Here is a 20,942-nt window from a genome sequence, read left to right on the forward strand (position 1 = left end):
CCCCCCCGACCCCACACCGCATTGAAAGGAAGCAACGCCGTGAATCGAGTCTATCGCCTGGTTTTCAACCGTACCCTGGGTGTCATGCAGGTCGCCTCCGAACTGGTGACCGCACCCCGCGGGGGCTGCGATGCGCGCGGCGGCAACACGATGGCCACGCTGCGGCCGATGAGCTTTGCGCTGTGGCTGGTGCTCGGTTGGGTGGGGCTGGTGCAGCCGCTGTCCGCGCAGCAGGTGCCCGATGCCGGCCGCATCATCGCCGACCCTGGCGCACCGGCCCAGCAGCGGCCCACCGTGATCACCTCCGCCAACGGCACGCCGCAGGTCAACATCACCACGCCCAGCGCGGCCGGTGTCTCGCGCAACCAGTACCAACAGCTCGATGTCGGCCGCCAGGGCGTCATCCTCAACAATTCGCGCACGGACGTGCAGACGCAGATCGGTGGCTGGGTGCAGGGCAATCCCTGGCTGGCCACCGGCACCGCGCGGGTCATCCTCAATGAGGTCAACGGCAGCAACCCCAGCCACCTCAACGGCTATGTCGAAGTGGCCGGTGCCCGTGCCCAGGTGGTCATCGCCAACCCGGCCGGCATCCAGATCGACGGTGCCGGCTTCCTCAATGCCAGCCGGGTCACCCTGACCACCGGTACGCCCATCCTCAACAATGGTGCGTTGGAAGGCTACCGGGTCCAGGGCGGTGCGATCCGCGTGGCGGGTGCGGGCCTGGATGCCAGCCTGACCGACTACACCGACATCATCACCCGCTCGCTGCAGGTCAACGCCGGTATCTGGGCCAACCAACTGCAGGCCAGCCTGGGCACCAACGTGGTCAGTGCCGACCACAGCAGCGTGACCGCGCAGGCCCCCACCGGCGGCGCGCCGGCCTTCGCGCTGGACGTCGGTGCGCTCGGTGGCATGTATGCCAACCGCATCTGGCTGGTCGGCAACGAGCATGGCGTCGGCATGAGCAACGCCGGCAAGATCGGTGCGCAGGCCGGCGAACTGGTGGTCACCGCCGATGGCCGGCTGGAGAACACCGGTGCGCTGCACGCGCAGCAGGACACCCGGATCACCGCCGCCGGCGGCGTGGCCAATGCGGGCACGCTCAGCGCCGAGCGCGAGCTGCGCGTGGACACGCCCGCAGATCTGGACAACAGCGGCGGCACGCTCAATGCCCGCCGCATCGAAGTGAATGCCGATGCGCTGCGCAACCGCGGCGGCAGCATCGAACAGGTGGGCGGCCAGACGCTGCAACTGAGCGGCGCGGACATCAGCAACGAGCAGGGCCGGATCGGCACGGTGGCCAGCACCTCGCCGGGGCAGGAAACCGGCGGCGGCAACACCGGTGGCAACACCGGACAGCCGGGCAGCGGCGGCACCCCCGGCACCGGCACGCCCACGCCGGGCCAGGGCGGTACCGGCGGTAGCACGCCGCCCACGCCCAGCGCGCCGCTGGCGACAGGCGTGCTCAACATCGCCACCTCGCTGGACAACGACGGGGGCGCCATCGATGCCACCGGCATCCTGCAGCTGAGCGCCGGCAACAGCCTGGACAACAGCCGCGGCACGCTGGGCGTGCAGACCCTGCAGGTGCAGGGCGACGCGCTGCGCAACGTGGGCGGCCGGCTGGAGGTGCAGGGAGCGGCCTCGGCCCAGGTGCAGACGCTGGACAACAGCGGCGGTCACATGGCGCTGGCGCAGACCTTCCAGCTGCAGGCGCAGTCGTTGTTCAACCGCGGCGGTACCCTCGCGCACGGTGGCAGCGCGGCCACCGCCTGGTCCATCGGCACGCTGGACAACAGCGACGGCAGCCTGGCCAGCAACGCCACCACCTTCGGCCTGGACCTGGGCCATCTGATCAACACCCGCGGCAGCCTCAGCCATGCGGGCAGCAACGGGCTGCAACTGCGCGCTGATCGCCTGGACGGTGTGCAGGGCACCATCGCCACCGCAGGCGACATCGCCCTGCAGCTGGGCAGTGCCGACCACCGCAAGGCGCAGTTGATCGCCAACCAGGTGAGCCTTGCCGTCGGCGACTTCGACAACCGCGGCGGGCGGGTGCTGTCCACCGGGCAGCAGGTCAGCGCGCTCAGTGTGCAGGGCACGCTGGACAACGGCGACGGCGGCACCCTGGCCAGCAACGGCGACCTGCAGATCACCGCAGCGCAGCTGGGCAATGCCGGTGGCACCGTGCAGCAGGCCGGCACCGGCAGTCTGCATATCGATGCGGTCAACCTGCAGGGCCAGGGCGGCACCGTGCTCAGCAATGGCAGCCTGGTGGTACAGGGCGACACCACCAACCTGCGCGATGGCACCACCTCCGCGCAGCGCATCGCGATCACCACCGGCGATCTGATCACTGCCGGTGGCACGCTCACCTCGGCCGGCACCGGGGTGCTGGACCTGCAGGTGGCCCGCACCCTGGATAACACCGGGGGCACGCTGGGCAGCAACGGCGCGCTGGCCATCGACAGCACCACCTTGATCAACAACGGCGGCAAGCTGATCGCCGCCGGCACCGGGCAGACCACGCTGCACGCCAGCGAGGCGCTGCACAACCAGGGCGGCACGCTTTCCAGCAATGGCGACCTGCGCATCGATGCCGAGCGTCTGCTCAATGGCGGCGGCAGCATCGATCATGCCGGCAACGGCACGCTGCAGATCACCACCGCCAGCCTGAGCGGCGGCGAAGGCACCATCGCCAGCAATGGCCTGCTGCAGCTGCAGGCGCAGACACTGGACCTGCACAAGGCCACGACCCGCGGCCGCGAGGTCGACATCCGTGCCGGCGCGCTGGACAACACCGGCGGCACCCTGCTCTCGCTGGGCGAGCAGGCCATGCAGCTGCGCATCAGCGGCAGCCTGGTCAATGACGGGGGCACGCTCACCGCCAACGGCGCGCAGCAGATCGAGGCAGGCGCGCTGACCAACCGGGGCGGCGCGTTGAACTCGGCCGGCACCGCCGATACCCGCCTGGTCGTGGCCGGCACGCTGGACAACACCGGTGGCACCGTGGCCAGCAATGCAGGCGCATTGCAGCTGCAGGCAGGTGCACTGGTCAATGCCGATGGCACGATCAGCCATGCCGGTCAGAACGGACTGTCCATCACCACCGGCCGACTGGACGGTCAGCGTGGTCGCATCGGCACGGCTGGCGCGCTCGAGCTCAGCGCCGGAGCTGTCGACCATCGCGGCGCGTCCGTGGCCGCCGAGCAGCTGGACATCACCGCGCAGTCGCTGGACAACCGCGGTGGCAGCATCATCGCCACCGGCACTGCCGCCAACACGCTGCAGGTCACCGACACGCTGGACAACGGCGATGGCGGCACCCTGGCCAGCAATGGCGATCTATCCATCAGCGCCAGCACCCTCGGCAACGCGGGCGGCACCATCCAGCAGGCCGGCACCGGCACGCTGGCCATCAAGGTGGACACGCTCAACGGCCACGCCGGCACGCTGCTCAGCAACGGCGCGCTCGAGCTGCAGGGCGACACGCTGGATCTGCGCAATGGCACCACCTCGGCACAGCAGATCCGCATCGACAGCGAGCGCCTGATCACCGCCGGTGGTCAGCTCAGCGCGCTGGGCACCCAGGCACTGCAGGTGCAGGCACGCACCCTGCTGGACAACAGTGGCGGCACCCTTGGCAGCAACGGCGCCGTGGACATCAACGCCGGCCGCTTCGTCAATGACCACGGCAAGCTCATCGCCGCTGGCGAGGCCGCCTCGCAGGTGCGCGTGACGCAGCTGCTGGACAACACCGGCGGCGCGATCTCCGGCAATGGCGATCTGCGGATCGAGGCCGAGGTGCTGCGCAATGCCGATGGCACCCTGGTCGCGGCCGATGCGCTGCACCTGCAGGGCCAGACGCTGGACTTGCGTGATGGTGCGGTGGGTGCCACGCAGATCACCGTGCAGGCCGGCAGCCTGGACAACAGCGGTGGCACGCTGAGCGCCACCGGCACAGCGGACATGCGCCTGCAGGTGCGCGAGCAGCTGACCAACGATACCGGCACGATCGCTGCCAACGGTGCCCAGCACATCGAGGCCGGCGCGCTGTCCAACCGGGGTGGCACGCTGAGTTCGGCCGGCACCGGCAACAGCCAGATCCACGTAGCGGGTCAGCTGGACAACAGCAAGGGCGTGATCGCCAGCAACGCCGCTGCACTGGAGGTGGCAACGGGCAGCCTGCACAACATCGACGGCACCCTCAGCCATGCCGGCACCCAGGGCCTGACCCTGAGCACCGGGCAGTTGCTGGGCCAGGACGGCCACATCGTCACCGCCGGCGCCCTCACGCTCACCGCGGGCGAGGTGGACCACCGCGGCGCGACCCTGCAGGCCACGCAGATCGCGCTGGCGGCACAGGCCTTCGACAATCGCGGCGGGCAACTCGTGGCCACGGGTCCCCAGGCCAACCACATCGACGTGGCCGGCGCCCTGGACAACGGTGACGATGGCCTGATCGCCAGCAATGGCGATCTGACCCTCAACGCGGCGCTGCTCGGCAATGCCGGCGGTACCGTGCAGCAGGCCGGCAATGGTCTGTTGGCGATCAACGTCGCCACCCTCAACGGTGCCGACGGCACCCTGCTCAGCAACGGCACGCTGCACGTGCAGGGCGATACCACCGACCTGCGCGCTGGCACCACCTCGGGCCAGCGCATCCGCATCGAGACCGGCGATCTCACCACCGCCGGCGGCACGCTCACGGCCACCAGCACCGACGCACTGGCGCTGCAGGTCCGCGGCCGCCTGGACAACACCGGCGGCACCGTGGCGACCAATGGTGCGCTGGATCTGCGCGCCGCCACGCTGCTCAACAACGGTGGCAACCTGCAGGCCGCAGGGACCGCCACGAGCCAGCTGAGCATCGACCAGGCGCTGCAGAACCGCGGCGGCAAGATCCTCACCAGCGGTGATCTCAACGTCACCGCGGCCAGCCTGGACAACCAGGGCGGCACGGTCCACAGCGCCACCGACCTGAGCGTGGGCGTGGATGGCCTGTTGGACAACAGCAACACCGGTCTGATCGCCAGTGGCGGCGATGCACAGTTGCGCGCGGCCACGCTGGACAACCGCAGCGGCAGCATCGAACAGGCCGGCGAGGGCCAGCTGCAGATCGATACCGGCACGCTGCAGGGCGCTGGCGGCCGCATCATCAGCAACGGCGCGTTGACCCTGCAGGGCGACGCACTGGATATCCGCGGGGGCACCACCGCCGCGCGCCAGGTCACGGTGACCGCCGGCAGCCTGGACAACGCCGGTGGCACGCTCAGCAGCACCGGTGAGCAGACCATGGTGCTGCAGGTGCGCGATGCGCTGGGCAACGATGGCGGCACCATTGCTGCCAATGGCGCGCAGCAGATCAGCGCCGGTACGCTGTCCAACCTTGCCGGTACGCTGAGTTCGGCAGGGACCGCGGACACCCGCATTGAAGTCGCTGGCCAGTTCGACAACACCCGCGGCACCCTGGCCAGCAACGGCGGCGCCCTGACGGTGCAGACCGGCAGCCTGGTCAATGACACCGGCCGGATCCACCACGCCGGCCAGAACGGCCTCACCCTGCAGACCGGCAGCCTGCAGGGCCAGAAAGGCAGCATCGCCACCGCCGGCACGCTGACCCTGCGTGCGGACGCGATCGATCACCGCGACGCCACCCTCAGCGCCGGCCAGCTGGACATCGTCGCGACCGCACTCGACAACCGTGGTGGCACCGTGCTCTCCACCGGCACCCAGGCCAACACGGTGCGGGTGGATGGCACCCTGGGCAACGGCGACGACGGTACCCTGGCCAGCAACGGCGACCTGCAGATCACCGCGGCCACCCTCGGCAACGCCGGCGGCACCGTGCAGCAGGCCGGCACCGGCACGCTGAGCATCACCGCCGCGACCCTCAATGGTCAGGGCGGTACGCTGGTCAGCAATGGCGCGCTGGCGCTCAGCGGCGACACCACCGACCTGCGCAACGGCACCACCTCGGCGCAGCAGATCCGCATCGACACCGGTGAGCTGACCACCGCCGGCGGCAACCTTGTCGCCACCGGCACGGGGCCGCTGGCGCTGAACGTGCGCAACCGCCTGGACAACACCGGCGGCACCCTGGCCAGCAATGGCACGGTGGACCTGCACGCGGCCACCCTCATCAACAACCAGGGCACGCTGCAGGCGGCTGGCGCGGGCAGCAACCAGCTGCAGGTGGGCCAGGCGCTGGAGAACCGCGGCGGGCGCATTCTCGCCACCGGTGCGACCGTCATCGGTGCGGCCAGCGTGGACAACCGCACCGGCACCCTGCAGACCGGCGGGGCATTGACCATCGGCGTGGACGGGCGGCTGGACAACAGCGGCCAGGGTGTCATCGCCAGCGGCGGCGATGCGTACCTCACCGCCGCCACCCTGGAAAACCAGACCGGCAGCATCGAGCACGCCGGTGAAGGCACGCTCGCCATCGAGGTGACCGACCTGCACGGTGAGGGTGGCCGCATCGTCGGCAACGGGGCGCTGCAACTGAAGGGCGATACGCTCGATCTCAGTGGCGCCACCACCGGCGCGCGCCAGGTCACGGTGACCGCTGGCAGCCTGGATACCAGCAAGGGCACGCTCACCTCCACCGGCACGCAGGCCATGACCCTGCAGGTGGACAGGGCGCTGACCAACAACGGCGGCACCATCGCCGCCAATGGCGCCCAGCAGATCACGGCGGGCTCGCTCTCCAACATCGACGGCACGCTGAGCGCAGCCGGCGCCGGCGATACCCGCATCAACGTGCTCGGCACGTTCGACAACACCCGCGGCGATGTGGCCAGCAATGGCCGCCAGCTGCAGATCGATGCGGCTCGCCTGATCAATGAGGAAGGTACCCTCAGCCATGGCGGCACCCAGTCGCTGAGCCTGACGGTCGGCCAGCTCGACGGCGCGAAGGGCACCATCGTCAGCGCAGGCGCACTGGCGCTGCAGGCCGGTGCGGTGGACCACCGCGGTGCCACCCTCAACGCAACCCAGCTGACCGTCCAGGCCGAGGCCTTCAACAACCAGGGCGGCACCGTGCTGGCCACGGGCGGGCAGGCCAGCAGCCTGGACGTCAGCGGCGTGCTGGACAATGGCAACGGCGGCACGCTGGCCAGCAATGGCGACCTGCAGATCACCGCGGCCACCCTCGGCAATGTCGGCGGCACCGTGCAGCAGGCGGGCACCGGCACGCTGGCGATCAACGCTCACACCCTAAACGGCCAGGGCGGCAAGCTGCTCAGCAATGGCAGCCTGGCGCTGATCGGCGAGAATACCGACCTGCGCGATGGCACTACCGCCGCGCAGCGCATCCGCATCGAGACCGGTGAACTGGTTACCGCAGGCGGCACGCTCACCGCCACCGGCACCGACGTGCTGGCGCTGAACGTGCGCGGCCGGCTGGACAACACCGCCGGCACCCTGGCCAGCAATGGCACGCTGGATCTGCGCGCCGCGCAGCTGCTCAACAACCAGGGCACCGTGCAGGCAGCCGGGGCGGGGAGCAATCAGCTGGCCATCGGCGGTGCACTGGAGAACCGGGGCGGTCGTATCCTGACCACCGGCAACGCCACGGTCACCGCCGCCAGCGTGGACAACCGCGGTGGCACCCTGCACAGCGATGGCAGCTCCACCCTGACGGTCACCGTCGATGGCCTGCTCGACAACAGCGCGCAGGGTACGGTGTCGTCGGGTGGCAACGCGCACATCACCACGCAGTCCCTGAACAATGAAGCGGGCACCCTGGCCGCCGGCACCGCATTGCAGCTCGACACGGCCACGCAGGTACGCAACACCGCGGGTCTGATCCAGGCCGGTACCGATCTGCGCGCGACCAGCAACGGCATCGACAACCACAGTGGCCGGATCATCGCCGGCACGGTGGATCTGGATACCCGCGGCTACACCCTGGACAACCGTGCGGGCACCGTGGCCAGCCTGACCGGGGGCGCTGCGCTACGCACCGGCCAGCTGGACAACAGCGGTGGGCTGCTGCAGTCCGCCGGCAACCTGCGCATCGACACGGCCGGCCAGGCGCTGATCAACACGAATGCCAACGGCAACGGCATCAACAGCAGCGGTACGCTGGAGATCCGCAGCGGCACATTCGACAACCGCGGCGGCTCGGTATTCGGCCAGGGCGCGATCACCGTCACTGCCAGCAACGTCGACAACACCGCCGGCGGTGCGCTGGTGGGGGCAGGCGACCTGACCCTGCGTGCGCAATCGGTGGCCAACGCCGGCGGCAAGATCACGGTGGGCCGCAATGCGGACATCGTCCTGCCCGGCGCGCTGGACAACCGCGGGGGCCTGGTGGCCGCCGGTGGCACGCTCGCCCTGCAGGCGGGCGGCATCGATAACCGATACACCCTGAGTGCGCCCACTGGCCCGGCACTGGGCCTGCAGGGCAAGCACCTGCAGCTGGGCACCGGCAGCCTGGACAACCAGCAGGGCCAGATCCTGGCCGACACCATGGTGGTGCAGGTGGGCGGGCTGCTGAACAACAGCGGCGGCCAGATATCCGCCGCCGAGACTTCTGACATCCGCGCCGACAGCATTGCCAACGCCGGCGGTTCACTGGTGGCCGGCAGCAACCAGATCGTGCGCACGCGTGAGATCACCGGTGACGGCAAGCTGCTCTCGCAGGGCGACATGACCCTGGAGCTGGGCCAGAGCCACACCAACACCGGCGAGCTCGCCGCCAACGGCACGCTCACCCTGGCCATCCAGGGCAACCTGGACAACCTGGGCAAGCTGCAGGGCGCCGGGGTGAACATCAGCGCCGGCAACATCCACAACGCCGCTTCCGGCGAGATCAGCAGCGTCGGCCTGACCCGGCTGGTGGCCAGCGGTGAGCTGCTCAACCGCGGCCTGTTGGACGGCCGCATTACCCACATCGACGCCGGCACGCTGAACAACATCGGCACCGGCCGCATCTACGGCGACCACATCGCCATCCAGGCCGGCACCCTCAACAACCTGGCCGAAAACGTGGGCGGCGCCCAGCGCTCGGCCACCATCGCCGCACGCCAGCGTCTGGACCTCGGCGTGGGCGTGCTGAACAACCGCGGCCAAAGCCTCATCTTCAGCGATGGCGATGCGGCCATCGGCGGGGCGCTCAACGGGCTGACGGCCGTGGGCAGCGCACAGCGCATCGACAACCTCAGCTCCACCATCGAGATCGCCGGCAACCTGGACATGTCCGCGCTGGCGGTGAACAACATCCGCGAAAACGTGGTGGTGCAGCAGCAGACCATCCAGCATGGGCCGGTCACGCTCAACCAGCCGGGCTGGTTCAAGAACGGGCGCAACACCGGCAATCTGCGTGAGACCTCCAACTTCCAGCCCTACGAGGTCTACTACCTCAATCCGGCCGACATTCTGGAAGACACCGCGTACATCACGCCCGACGGCCAGCAGATCCGCCGGGCGGTGGTCCGGCTGACCGCCAACACCAGTGCCTACTACTTCGCACGCGGTGGCTTGAATGGCTCACGCGGCGAGCGCTCGCGCCTGCCCGCGCAGGATGGCACGGTGGTCATCTACTACGTGGGCCGTGCGGACAGCCGCAACAATCCGGACCAGTTGGGCGCCGGGGCCGAAGATCCATTCCGCGATCTCTCGGCGATGCCGCCGGGAAGCCGGGACGGTTTCAACTACGAATCGGACACCCTGGCCTACAACAACGCCTACGGCACCTGCACCACCACCTGCGTGCAGTTGATCACCTATCCGGACTACGACAATCCGGAGGCGATGCTGATCAACATGCAGCGCCACACCACCAGCACCAATGGTAACGAGAAGACCCGCGTCGCCACCCGTACCACCACCGAAGACGTGCTGGTCTCCGCCGGTGCCGATGCCGTGATCAATGCCGGTGGCCACATGCGCATCGCCACCGATGCATTGCGCAACGAGTACGCCAGCATCGCCGCCGGTGGCAACCTGGCCGTGGTCGGGTTGAACGTGGGTGAATCCTCGATCATCAACACCGCCAAGACGCTGTTCCGTACACATAGCTTCAGCAATGTCTCCATCACCTATGGCGGCTCGCGCAGCCAGTGGAATGCCGCGCCGATCTCCGAGCAGATCGGCGTGCTCGGTGCGGGCATCACCGCCGGCGGCAAGCTGAGCATCGATGTCGGCAACCTGCGCAACGAGAACACCGGCCGCGACGCGCCGAACGTGCGCGATGGCGACAGCATGGCCAACCTCAACACCGGTGGGCCGGGCGCAGGCTCGGGCGGCCCCGGCGCGGGTGCGGTGCAGGGGCCGGGGCAGAGCAGCGGCCAAGGCGCCGGCCCGGTGAACGCACAGGGGCCGACGGCGGCCGGCGCAGCACACGGTCAAACCGGCAGTGCGGTACAGGGGCCGGGGCACGCCGGTGGCCACATCGCCGATGGCGCGCACGCCCAAGGACCATCTGCGGCCGGTGCCGCACAGGGCGCGGCAGGCCAGGGCCTGCAGGGTGCCGACCGTACCAGCGGCCAGCTGGCCTATGCCGCCAACGCCCAGGGGCCAAGCCAGGTTGGCTCGGCGGGCCCGGGCACGGGCGGCGTGCAGGACATCGTGGCCGGGCAGGCAGCACAGGCCACGGCCACCGGCCCGGGGGCCGTGCAGGCCGGTGGCCACGCCGGCAGCGGTGGCAATGCCGCACTGGCCAACAAGCAGGCCGTCGCCGCCGCCGGCAATGACCCGCACGTGGTGGTGACCACCACGCCCAATGCCAGTGCACCCAGCGCCAGCCTGTTCAACGTGGATGCCAACCGCGGCGGCTATCTGGTGGAAACCGACCCGCGCTTTGCCAGCTACCGCAGCTGGCTCAGCTCGGACTACCTGCTGCAGCGCGCCGGCTATGAGCCCTCGCAGACCCAGAAGCGCCTGGGCGACGGCTTCTACGAACAGAAGCTGGTGCGCGAACAGATCGGCGAGCTCACCGGCCGCCGCTTCCTCGATGGCCATGCCAGCGACGAAGACCAGTACCGCGCGCTGCTGGAGGCCGGTGCCACCGTCGCCAGTGCGTGGGGCCTGCGCCCCGGCGTGGCGCTGACCGCCGAGCAGATGGCCCGCCTCACCAGCGACATCGTCTGGCTGGTGGAGCAGGACGTCACCCTGGCCGACGGCACCACCGTGCGCGCGCTGGTGCCGCAGGTGTACCTGCGGGTGATGCCGGGCGATCTGGATACCAACGGTGCGCTGCTGGCCGGTGCCGACATCGACATCAAGCTGCGTGGCGACCTGGTCAACAACGGCGCCATCGCCGGGCGCCAGCTGGTGAGCATCGATGCCGGCAACATCCGCAACGTCAGCGGCGGGCAGATCAGCGGCCAGCAGGTCGGCCTGCAGGCGACCCACGACATCGACGTCATCGGCAGCACCGTCACCGCCACCGATGCACTGGGGCTCAAGGCCGGTGGCAACATCACCGTGGCCTCGACCACGCGCGAGTGGCGCGACAACGGCGACCTGCTGGTGCAGCAGACCACCACGCTGGATCGCGTGGCTGGCCTGTACGTGACCAACAAGGACGGCGCTGGCGTGCTCAGCGTCAATGCGGGTGGCAACGTGGAGCTGCGGGCCGCGCAGCTGGCCAACGCTGGTACCGACGGCCTGACCGCCATCGTGGCCGGTGGCGACCTCAGCCTTACCTCGGTGGCCGAGCAGAGCAGCGTTTCGCTCACCCATGACGCCCGCAACTTCAACAGCCAGAGCCAGTCGATCAACATCGGCACCACCATCAGCGGTGCCGGCGATGTGGTGCTCAAGGCCGGCAACGACCTGAACCTGAGCGCCGCCAACGTCTCGGCCGCCAACGCACTCGTGGCCCAGGCAGGGCGCGACATCAACAGCGTTGCCGTGGTGGACACGCGCACGTTCGACAGCGGCGCCAAGAGCAAGAACGGCTCGCGCGAAGTCAGTGCCGCCGATGGCTGGGTGCTGGGCAACCAGCTCAGCGGTGGCGAAGGCGTTGCCCTGCAGGCCGGCCGCGACCTCACCCTGCAGGCCACCACGGTGGACAGCAGCGACGGCGGCGTGCTGCTCTCGGCCGGGCGCAACCTGGCGCTGACCACCGCGCAGGAAACCCACGATCTGGTGGTGGACGAAACCACCCGCAAGAAGAAGACGCTGTCCAGCACCACCACCACCACCCACGACCAGAGCTCGGCCAGCTATGCGGTGGGCAGCACCATCGGTGGCAAGACGGTGGACATGATCGCCGGCAACGATGTGACCATCACCGGCTCCACCGTGCTTGCGGACAACGACCTGCGCATCGCCGCGGCCAACAACATCACCATCGAATCGGCACAGGACACCTACAGCGAGGCGAGCAGCTTCAGCCAGAAGAAATCCGGCATCACCGGCGGCTTCGGCAATGGCGTGGCGTCGGTGGGGTACAGCAGCGCCAAGTCGAACAACCAGAGCGCCAGCCAGTCCACCACCCAGGTGGGATCGGCGGTGGGCTCGATGAACGGCAATGTGCAGCTCAACGCCGGTAACCAGCTCACGATCGCCGCCTCCGACGTGGCGGCTGGGCAGGACCTGACACTGATCGGCAAGGACATCAACCTGCTGGCGCGCCAGGACACGGTGGACAGCCAGATCAGCCAGTCCAGCAAGTCCAGCGGCTTCTCTATGGGCGTCACCTACGATCCCACCAAGGCTTACCGCAGCGCCCGCGATTCCACCACCGACGGGATGGCCGACAGTGGCTCGATCATGGGCGACATCACCCGCAGCGCCGAAGGCACCGCCTCCGGCGTGCGTGCGGCCACCACGTCGGTGGTGGTCACCGGCGGCAGCCAGCGCTCCAGCGGCAACCAGGCCCACTCCACCAGCGACGCCCGCGTGGCCCAGCTGAGCGCGGGCGGCGACCTCACCGTGATCGCCAACGGCGGCTCGATCTACAGCCAGGGCGCGCAGATGGCGGCCGAGGGCGATGCCCTGCTGCTGGCTACCAAGGACATCGTGTTCGATGTAGCCCACAACACCGAATCCAGCACCAACCAGAGCAGCGGCAAGGGCTGGGGCTTCGCCAACAACACCAGCGGCTTGCCGTTCGGCACCAACAACTCCCGCAGTGACGGCAGCGGCCAGAGCGACACCATCACCGGCACCCAGCTGTCCGTGGGCGGTGGCGTGCGCATGGCCACCACCGAAGGCGACATCACCCTCACCGCTGCGAACATCGCCGCCGAAAAGGACGTGACCATCCGCGCCGCCGGCAACCTCACCGTGCAGAGCGGCCAGGACACGGTGATCAACGCCAACACCACCGACAGCAAAGCCATCGGCACGGTGCAGATCTCCGACACCGAGAAGTTCGCCGGCTGGCACCGCCAACAGCACGACGACGACAGCGGCATGGTCTCGCAGGTGGCCAGCACCATCGGCAGCCTGGGCGGCAACGTCAACCTTGGCGCGGGCGGCAAGTACACCCAGATCGCCAGCAACGTGGTAGCCGCGCAGGATGTCAACATCACAGCGGCGGAGATCGAGCTGCTCACTGCCAACGAGACCGGCTATAACTCGCAGAGCGACAAGGACCTCAAGATCGGCGTGTTTGCGCGGATCAAGTCGCCGTTCATCGACCTGATCAACAACGTGGATTCAGCGCGCCAGTCGGACGGGCGCCTGCAGGCGATGCAGGGCATGGCGGCCGGTGCCAATGCGTATCAAGCGGGCAGTGCGATCGCCAGTGCGGCCAAGGGAGGCGGCGCGTCGCTGTTCAGTGCTGAAGCCGGCATCGGTTTCAAGTCCGCGAGCAGCAGCGCGGACGGCAGCAGCACTGTCTCGCGCGGCTCCACCATCCAAGGCGGCGGCAACGTCAACCTGACGAGCACCAGTGGCGATATCCATGTGGTGCAGGGCAACCTCAGTGCTGGCAACACGCTGTCGCTGGACTCGGCGCGCGACATTCTGCTGGAAGCCGGCCAGGCCAACCTGCAGAACAAGAGCAAAAGCAACAATGCCGGCGCTGAAGTCGGCGTAGGCGTGTCGGTGGGCGCGCAGACCGGCGTGTACGTGTATGCAGAGGCCAGCGTAGGCAGCAGCAAGTCCAGCGCCGAAAACAGCACCTGGCAGAACACCACCCTGATCGGCAGCAACATCTCGCTGAAGGCGGACGGTGACACCACCCTGCGTGGCGCCACGGCCACTGCTGACCGGATCGACGTCAAGACCGGTGGCACGCTGACCATCGAATCCCTGCAGGACATCGCCGAAAGCATGTCGAAGGAGAACCAAGTGGGCGGCCGGGTGCAGGTCTCGTTCGGCACCGCGTGGGACGCCAGTGCGTATGCCAGCGTGGGCAAGGCCAATGGAAGCTACAAGGGTGTGGGTGAGCAATCAGGCTTGTTCGCAGGCAATGGTGGTTATCACGTGGACGCCGGCCACGTGAACCTGGTGGGCGGTGCGATTGCCAGTACCAACGCGGCCAATAGCGAACTGAGCGCTGAGACGTTTACCTTTACCGACCTCAAGAACGAGATGGACTACCGGGCCAGCTCGGCGGGCATCAGCGGTGGCTTTGGGTCGACTGGCAATGCAGCCACCGACGCCAATGGCGACCCCGTGCCTGCACCGGGCGCGGCCGGACAGTTCAAGGACATCGGTAGTACGATCCGTAACGGCGAGTACGGCGCGGCGAACAGTACGTCCTTCAGCCCGGGGATTCCGATGTCCGACAGCGGGCACGACAGCTCCACCACCTACGCAACCTTGACCGGTGGCAACATCACCATCGGCGGCAGGAAGGTCGACGCCGCCGACCTTGGGGTGAACACAGACGCCAGTGCTGCGCACCAAGCGCTTGAAGGGTTGCCAGACCTGCAGAAAATGCTGCAGGAGCAGCGCGCCATGGCGCAGGCTACGGGCACCGTTGTGGATGCGGGTATGCGTATTCGTGCGGGCATCAATGCATCGATTGACCAGGCAACGGCGCGGAAAGAAGAAGCGAAACGCCTCCTCGCCGATCCGGAAATGGTACGAGTGATGACTCCGGATCAGAAGGCGCAATTGGTGGCAGTTGCTTTGGACGCAGACCGCGAAATTGAGAAGCTCCAAAAGGTCGGGGTACTGGTTGGCGCAATAACAGGCGGCATTGCGGCGTCATCAGGCAGCACAGGACAGTTTGTCGCAGGTACTCTTGCGCCTGCCATCTCCCATCAGATCGGCCAGTACTTCAAAGAGAACGCCGCGCGTAATCTAATGGACGGTGGAAGCCGGGGTGAGGAGGGCAGTGCGACGCACTTGCTGGCACATGCTTTGCTCGGAGCAGCCGTCGCTTCGGCGGGCGGCGACAGTGCTCTTATAGGAGCTCTTGCAGCAGGTGGGGCAGAAGCGGCAGCGCCTTCCATTGCCAAGTTCATGTTTGGCAAGGAGAGCAAAGACCTTACCGCCAGCGAAAAGGACGCAGTGAGCTCCATTGCGAGCATAGGCGGCGCGATGCTTGGCTCCTTCCAGGACGGCCTACTGAGCGCGGCTGCCGGCAGCAACGCAGCAAAGAATGCGGTCGATAACAACTGGGGCGAGGTCGGCCACTACTCGACCATGGCCACGGTCCTGTATCTCGCAGGATTTGACGAAAAGGATGCAAAGGCCGTTGCCCTCGCGGCATGGGCGCCTGATACCGACGTCCGCAACGCGATCTCCGTCCGAAATGTCTTCAACGGATTGTCGGCCGAAGGAAACCAACAGCTGATCCATCTCTTGGACGGCCTTCGCGATCCTGAAAAGGTTGTCGCGATGCAGATGGACCTTCGGGATGGCGTAGCGGTCATACTCGAGGCAATGAGGAAGTATGAGAACAATCCGGCTGCAAAGGTCGCCTTGCTCTCTGACCCATTGGTTCAGAAGATTCTTCATTCTTTCGGAGATTCCTTCGCTCATGTAACGGATGAAGGCAAGCACTATCCGGGAGCGGTGGGGCATCTAAATGATGGAACTGACCCTGATCAGCCAAATCTGCATCCTGATGCTTACCGTGCATATACCTTAAATCTGTACGAAGTGGCCGCCCATGCGGCAAGTGGGACAACCAAGGAAGGTCGTGACATGATTGGAACAATGGTTGATTCATTGACCAGCAAGGACAATGCGATAAAGCAGAGAGTAGTTCTCGCCGAAGCCATAAAGAGCATGTACGGTACCGACAAGTCCGTGGTTGGGCTTGTTGTATCCCCCGTAAAGGATTGCGGGGAGCTCGAAAACTGCGAGAAGCGTCCCGTCGGCAGCCTTGTGAATCCTATAATCTCTGAGATCTATTCGGTTAAGAAGCCCGCCGCCCCAAATGATGACGCGACCAAAGGCAAGCAATAGCCGCACAATTTCTACTAAGAAGCGCGAGAGATTATCGAGACCATGAGTAACCGTAAATTCGTATTTCTATGGTTGGCTGTGATCGTTCTGGCAATCGCCGTTCCCGTACGCGTACTTTTCGATCATAAGTTGATGTTTCAGTGGCTCGCCGCTGCGATGATCGTTGCGTACTTCGCCACGTGGTCGTTAGCGGTCAGGGCGCGGAGAAATGCGATCCCTGGTCGTATCGAAGTGAGCGTTGCGGCGATTGCTTGGATCTCACTGCTGTTGAGTGCGGTTCTATTGGTACTGAAGATGCCGACTTCGTGAGATCGTCATCTGATGGGGTGGGACTGGGAGCCGACCCCTTACGCAGTCGGTAATGAAACGATACGTCTTGTGATCACGGCAGGATCGGTTGATATGGTAGAGGGTCTGCTATGAATATGATGAGTAGTGAGAAGATGGGCGACGTGTTGAAGAAGATATATCTAGCTCTCTGGGTGGAGTGCTTACTGTTTTGCGTGATTCAGTTGCTCCTTGTGCCTGCTATTTTGCTGCCTGAATCCTGGTTGGCCGATGGGAGCGGGTCTCGGGCACCATTCGGCGAAGCACTGCAGTGGGGTGTCCAGCACTACCCGGCTTCCTTCTCGCTGTTCAACCTTGTCCTCATTCCTCTCATGGTCGTGGCGTTCATTGGCCAAGTTGGTTGTGGGCTCCGCCCGTCCCGTTCCGAGGTGGGGCTGATGATGGCAGTGCTGAGCCTGCTCTTGCCGTTCCAGATTGGAATATTCGTTGTATTTGTCATTTCATAGCAGCAAGAGCAGCAAGAGCAGCAAGAGCAGCAAGAGCAGCAAGAGCAGCAATGCGGGTGCGGAAGTGGGCGTCGGTGTCGCGGTAGGCGCAAAGACCGGCGCATACGTATACGCCGAAGCCAGCGTGGGCAGCAGCAAGTCCAACGCGAACAGCACCACCTGGCAGAACACCACGCTCACCGGCCAGAACATCTCGCTCAAGGCCGAGGGTGACACCACCCTGCGCGGCGCCACCGCGACGGCCGACCGCATCGATGTAAAGACCGGCGGCACGCTGACCATCGAGTCGCTGCAGGACGTGGCCCGGGCGCAGGTGTCGTTCGGCACCGCCTGGAGCGCCGACGGCTACGCCAGCGGAGGCAAGTCCAACGGCAGCTATCAGGGCGTCGGCCAGCAGTCCGGCCTGTTCGCCGGTGATGGCGGCTACCATGTCGGTGCCGGCCAAGTGGACCTGGTGGGCGGTGCGATTGCCAGCACCAACGCCACCAACAGAGACGCAAAAACCGCGTCGCTGCGTTGTAAGTATGAGCATTCAGGGGAAACCGGTTGAGGTGTGTCAATGAGTCAGGAATCTCTGGTGCACAAGGTTGTTGCCGCCCCGCTATGTAGCGGTGTGGCGACTTCAATTGTTTTTGCCCTATCGTCCATCTTGGCCGGAAGGGAGTTGTCTAGCGTTCTCTCTATTGCCCCTCTATTCTTTGTGATCGGCGCCGTTATGGGCGGAATATGTGGAGTTCCATTGGTTCTGCTCCTTGAGTGGAAGGCTTCATCATGGCGATTGAGGTATTTCTTCATGGGCCCTGTTTGTGCCCTATGCGGCTGGCTACTGTTTGAGGGTGCGTTCGCAGGAGGCGCTTGGCAAAAAGTTTGGTCAAGTTCGAGCTTCTGGCTTGCATGGGCACCCAGGCGAGTGCTGGTTTTTTAACTAATTGGGCTTCTTGCAGCTTTGCTATTTACTGCGAGCATTTCGCTAGTGACGCATTTCAGGACACGCGGTTCACGGTAGCTGTCCGCAGTCCTCCTCGGAGAAGTGGGCACAGCAGTACGACCTCGCCGCATTCAGGACCTAATGCGCTGGGCTTTTCTGGTGGCCCGCCGAACGTCGTGCCGAATACCAAGGCAATCCAAGATCTGGCAGTGGGTGTTTTTCCCGGAAAGCCAATTGGCGGTCCTGGAATGCCTACTACGTCTGATCCAACCCGGACTGCAGAAGACTTCGCAACGCAGCTCTTCGGTGGAGGATCAATCGACAAAATCTCACTTGGACCGAAGTGCATAGGGTGCTGGCGTGCGCAGACCTCGGATGGTGCTTGGGTAACATATAGGCCAGCTGGTCAAGCTAGTAGTCATACGTCTCCGACAACTGCTACGGTCGAGGTCAACGGGCCGAGGATCAATGCAATCAATGTCAAGACGACTGGCGAGGCAGAAATACTGAAGCTCAAATTTCCTGTGGTAAGTGAGGTCCCATGACAAGCTTAGACACCAAATTCGATTGTTCGTCGCTTCCTTGGCACCTCTACCTACTGACGCTGGACGATTATTCTCCACACGCATTAGTAGGAGGGATGGCGAGTAACGGTGGACGTTGCAAGTGGCAATACTCAGTAGAGGTCATCTATAGATGTCTGGAGTCTGGCCTTTGGGCTCTTTGGGATGAAGATGTCCTCGATTATATTGGTGCCACTGGATACAAAGGATTGTGCGAAGGTCTCGCCCGCCTCAATCCCGCTGAACTCAATGAGGAGGGCGAAAGCTATTGGTTAGTTCCACTCATGACTGCGACGGAGTCTGCGAAGGAAATCGTGGAGAAGTTTGCTATTCCAGATCAGCCGGGCGAGTTTAGAGATGGAATTATTGATGAAATAGAGCGCCATTTCGCGGCTGCTGGAGTGTCTCTGAAGCGTGGAGTGATCTTCCCAATTGATATGCAATGACGCTCCAGTAAGTAGCTGTTCCAAGCTCTATGCGTGGACTCTACTCAGGTCGATTATTCATATCTGACCTCCTCTCAGTAATTTGGGTTCTTCTCCCATCTGAGGGGAGAAGGCGCACGGCCGGCCAGCTAGATCGTGGTTGTCGAGACTACAAACCGAGGCCGGCCGTGGCCAAGTTGGATTGTATGCCGTTGCTGGGGGGCTGGGACGGGTATCGCCTGGGTGGATGGCGCCGCGACGTACGTGGCGGAGCCGCGTGGCTGGTGCTTTCGCTGCTTAGACTCAATCTCCAAGTGCAACACCCACTAACCAGTAGGGTGTCAGCATGTCCAGGCATTACAACCATTTGAGCGCGGAAGAACGCGCCGTTGTCCAGATCGAGATCCAGGATGGCAAGAGCATGCGATCCATCGCCAGGCGCTTGGGGCGCAGTCCCTCGACCCTGAGCCGCGAGGTGGCCCGGCAAGGTGTGGCGGCGTACAGCGCCACCGAGGCGGGCAAAGACTATCGTGCCCGCCGACTACGCTCTGTCCAACACCGCCGACTTATCGAGGGCAGCGAGCTGTCTCAGTTCGTTCGTGATCACTTGGTGCTGTATCGCTGGTCGCCCCAGCAGATTGCTGCCAAGCTTCGCCACATGCATCCGGACGATTCCAGCCAGCGCATCAGCCACGAGGCTATTTACGCCAGCATCTATGCCCACCCGCGTGGAGGGCTGAAGAAAGAGCTGGTGGAAGCACTTCGGCAGAGCAAGCCGATGCGGGGTCTGCGCCGTACGACGGCAGCCAAGCGGACTTGGGCTCCTGAGCAGCTGCGTATCGTGCATCGCCCGGAAGAAGTGCAGCAACGACTGGTTCCTGGCCACTGGGAAGGCGACTTGATCAAGGGGGCTTTCAACCGCTCCTGCGTAGGGACACTGGTCGAACGAAAGACCCGTTTTGTGATCCTCTGCAAGATGGACGGATGCACAGCTGAAGCGGCACAGGAGGGCTTCAGTCGCCAACTAAAGAAGCTGCCCGAATCCATGCGCACCAGTTTGACTTACGACCGAGGCACGGAGCTGACGTGCTACCCAGAGTTGATGGACCGTCTGGATATCGACGTGTGGTTTGCTGATCCACACGCGCCATGGCAGCGCGGCCGACGTCCCCCCGAGATTGAGTAGCGAAGCGGTTTGGAGTCCAATCCTCAATGACAAGGAGATTGGACGTGAAGAAGCGCTTTTCCGAAGAGCAGATCATCGGCTTCCTACGCGAAGCCGAGGCCGGCATGCCCATTAAGGACCTCTGCCGCCAGCACGGCTTCAGCGAGGCCTCGTACTACCTGTGGCGCAGCAAGTTCGGCGGCATGAGCGTGCCCGACGCCAAGCGGCTCAAGGACCTGGAGGCGGAGAACGCACGCCTGAAGAAGCTACTGGCAGAACAGGTCTTCGAGAACGACGTCATCAAGGATGCGTTGCGAAAAAAGTGGTGACCGCACCGGCGCGCAGGCTGCTGGTGCGGAGCATGGTCGAGAAGGGGTTGAGCGAGCGGCGGGCGCTGAAGGTCGTGCGGATGAGCGCTAGCGCGCTGCGCTATGAGCCTCGGGCCGACCACAACGTTGAGCTGCGCGAGCAGATCGCCGCGCTGGCGCATCGGCACAGACGCTACGGGGTGAGCATGATCCATTTGAAACTGCGACAGAAAGGGCTGGTCGTGAACTACAAGCGAGTGGAGCGCTTGTATCAGGAAGCGGGCCTGCAGGTGCGTCGCAGAAAGCGTAAGAAGGTGCCGGTAGGCGAGCGCCAGCCCCTCCTGCGGCCGTCCGCTGCCAATGAGGTGTGGTCGATGGACTTCGTGTTCGACCGCACCGCGGAAGGCCGGGTGATCAAGTGCCTGACCAT

General features: G+C 65.4%; 5 protein-coding genes and 2 pseudogenes. All 7 read left to right on the forward strand.

The genetic code is table 11. The features are described 5' to 3' along the window. The first annotated feature begins 39 nt into the window (after positions 1 to 39). Complete coding sequence (locus tag ACE026_RS03265) at positions 40 to 16,329, forward strand: hemagglutinin repeat-containing protein (RefSeq protein WP_486037810.1); 16,290 nt, start codon at positions 40 to 42, stop codon at positions 16,327 to 16,329. Between the two features lie 42 nt (positions 16,330 to 16,371). Continuing rightward, the gene (locus ACE026_RS03270) at positions 16,372 to 16,638 is read left to right on the forward strand and encodes a hypothetical protein (protein ID WP_486037811.1); all 267 of its coding nucleotides are present in this window, start codon (positions 16,372 to 16,374) and stop codon (positions 16,636 to 16,638) included. Positions 16,639 to 16,748: 110 nt separating this feature from the next. Next, positions 16,749 to 17,123, forward strand: a complete 375-nt coding sequence (locus tag ACE026_RS03275; RefSeq protein ID WP_486037813.1) for a hypothetical protein — start codon at positions 16,749 to 16,751, stop codon at positions 17,121 to 17,123. Next, the gene (locus tag ACE026_RS03280; protein WP_486037815.1) at positions 17,110 to 17,673 is read left to right on the forward strand and encodes a hemagglutinin repeat-containing protein; all 564 of its coding nucleotides are present in this window, start codon (positions 17,110 to 17,112) and stop codon (positions 17,671 to 17,673) included. The genes ACE026_RS03275 and ACE026_RS03280 overlap by 14 nt, the downstream gene beginning before the upstream one ends. A 919-nt stretch (positions 17,674 to 18,592) precedes the next feature. Next, positions 18,593 to 19,060, forward strand: a complete 468-nt coding sequence (locus tag ACE026_RS03285; RefSeq protein ID WP_486037817.1) for a hypothetical protein — start codon at positions 18,593 to 18,595, stop codon at positions 19,058 to 19,060. Between the two features lie 325 nt (positions 19,061 to 19,385). Further along, positions 19,386 to 20,201, forward strand: a pseudogene (locus tag ACE026_RS03290) (IS30 family transposase); the annotation flags it as partial. A gap of 50 nt (positions 20,202 to 20,251) precedes the next feature. Then, positions 20,252 to 20,942 (forward strand): annotated as a pseudogene (locus ACE026_RS03295) (transposase); the annotation flags it as partial.

The sequence above is a fragment of the Stenotrophomonas sp. AGC87 genome, assembly GCF_057333975.1.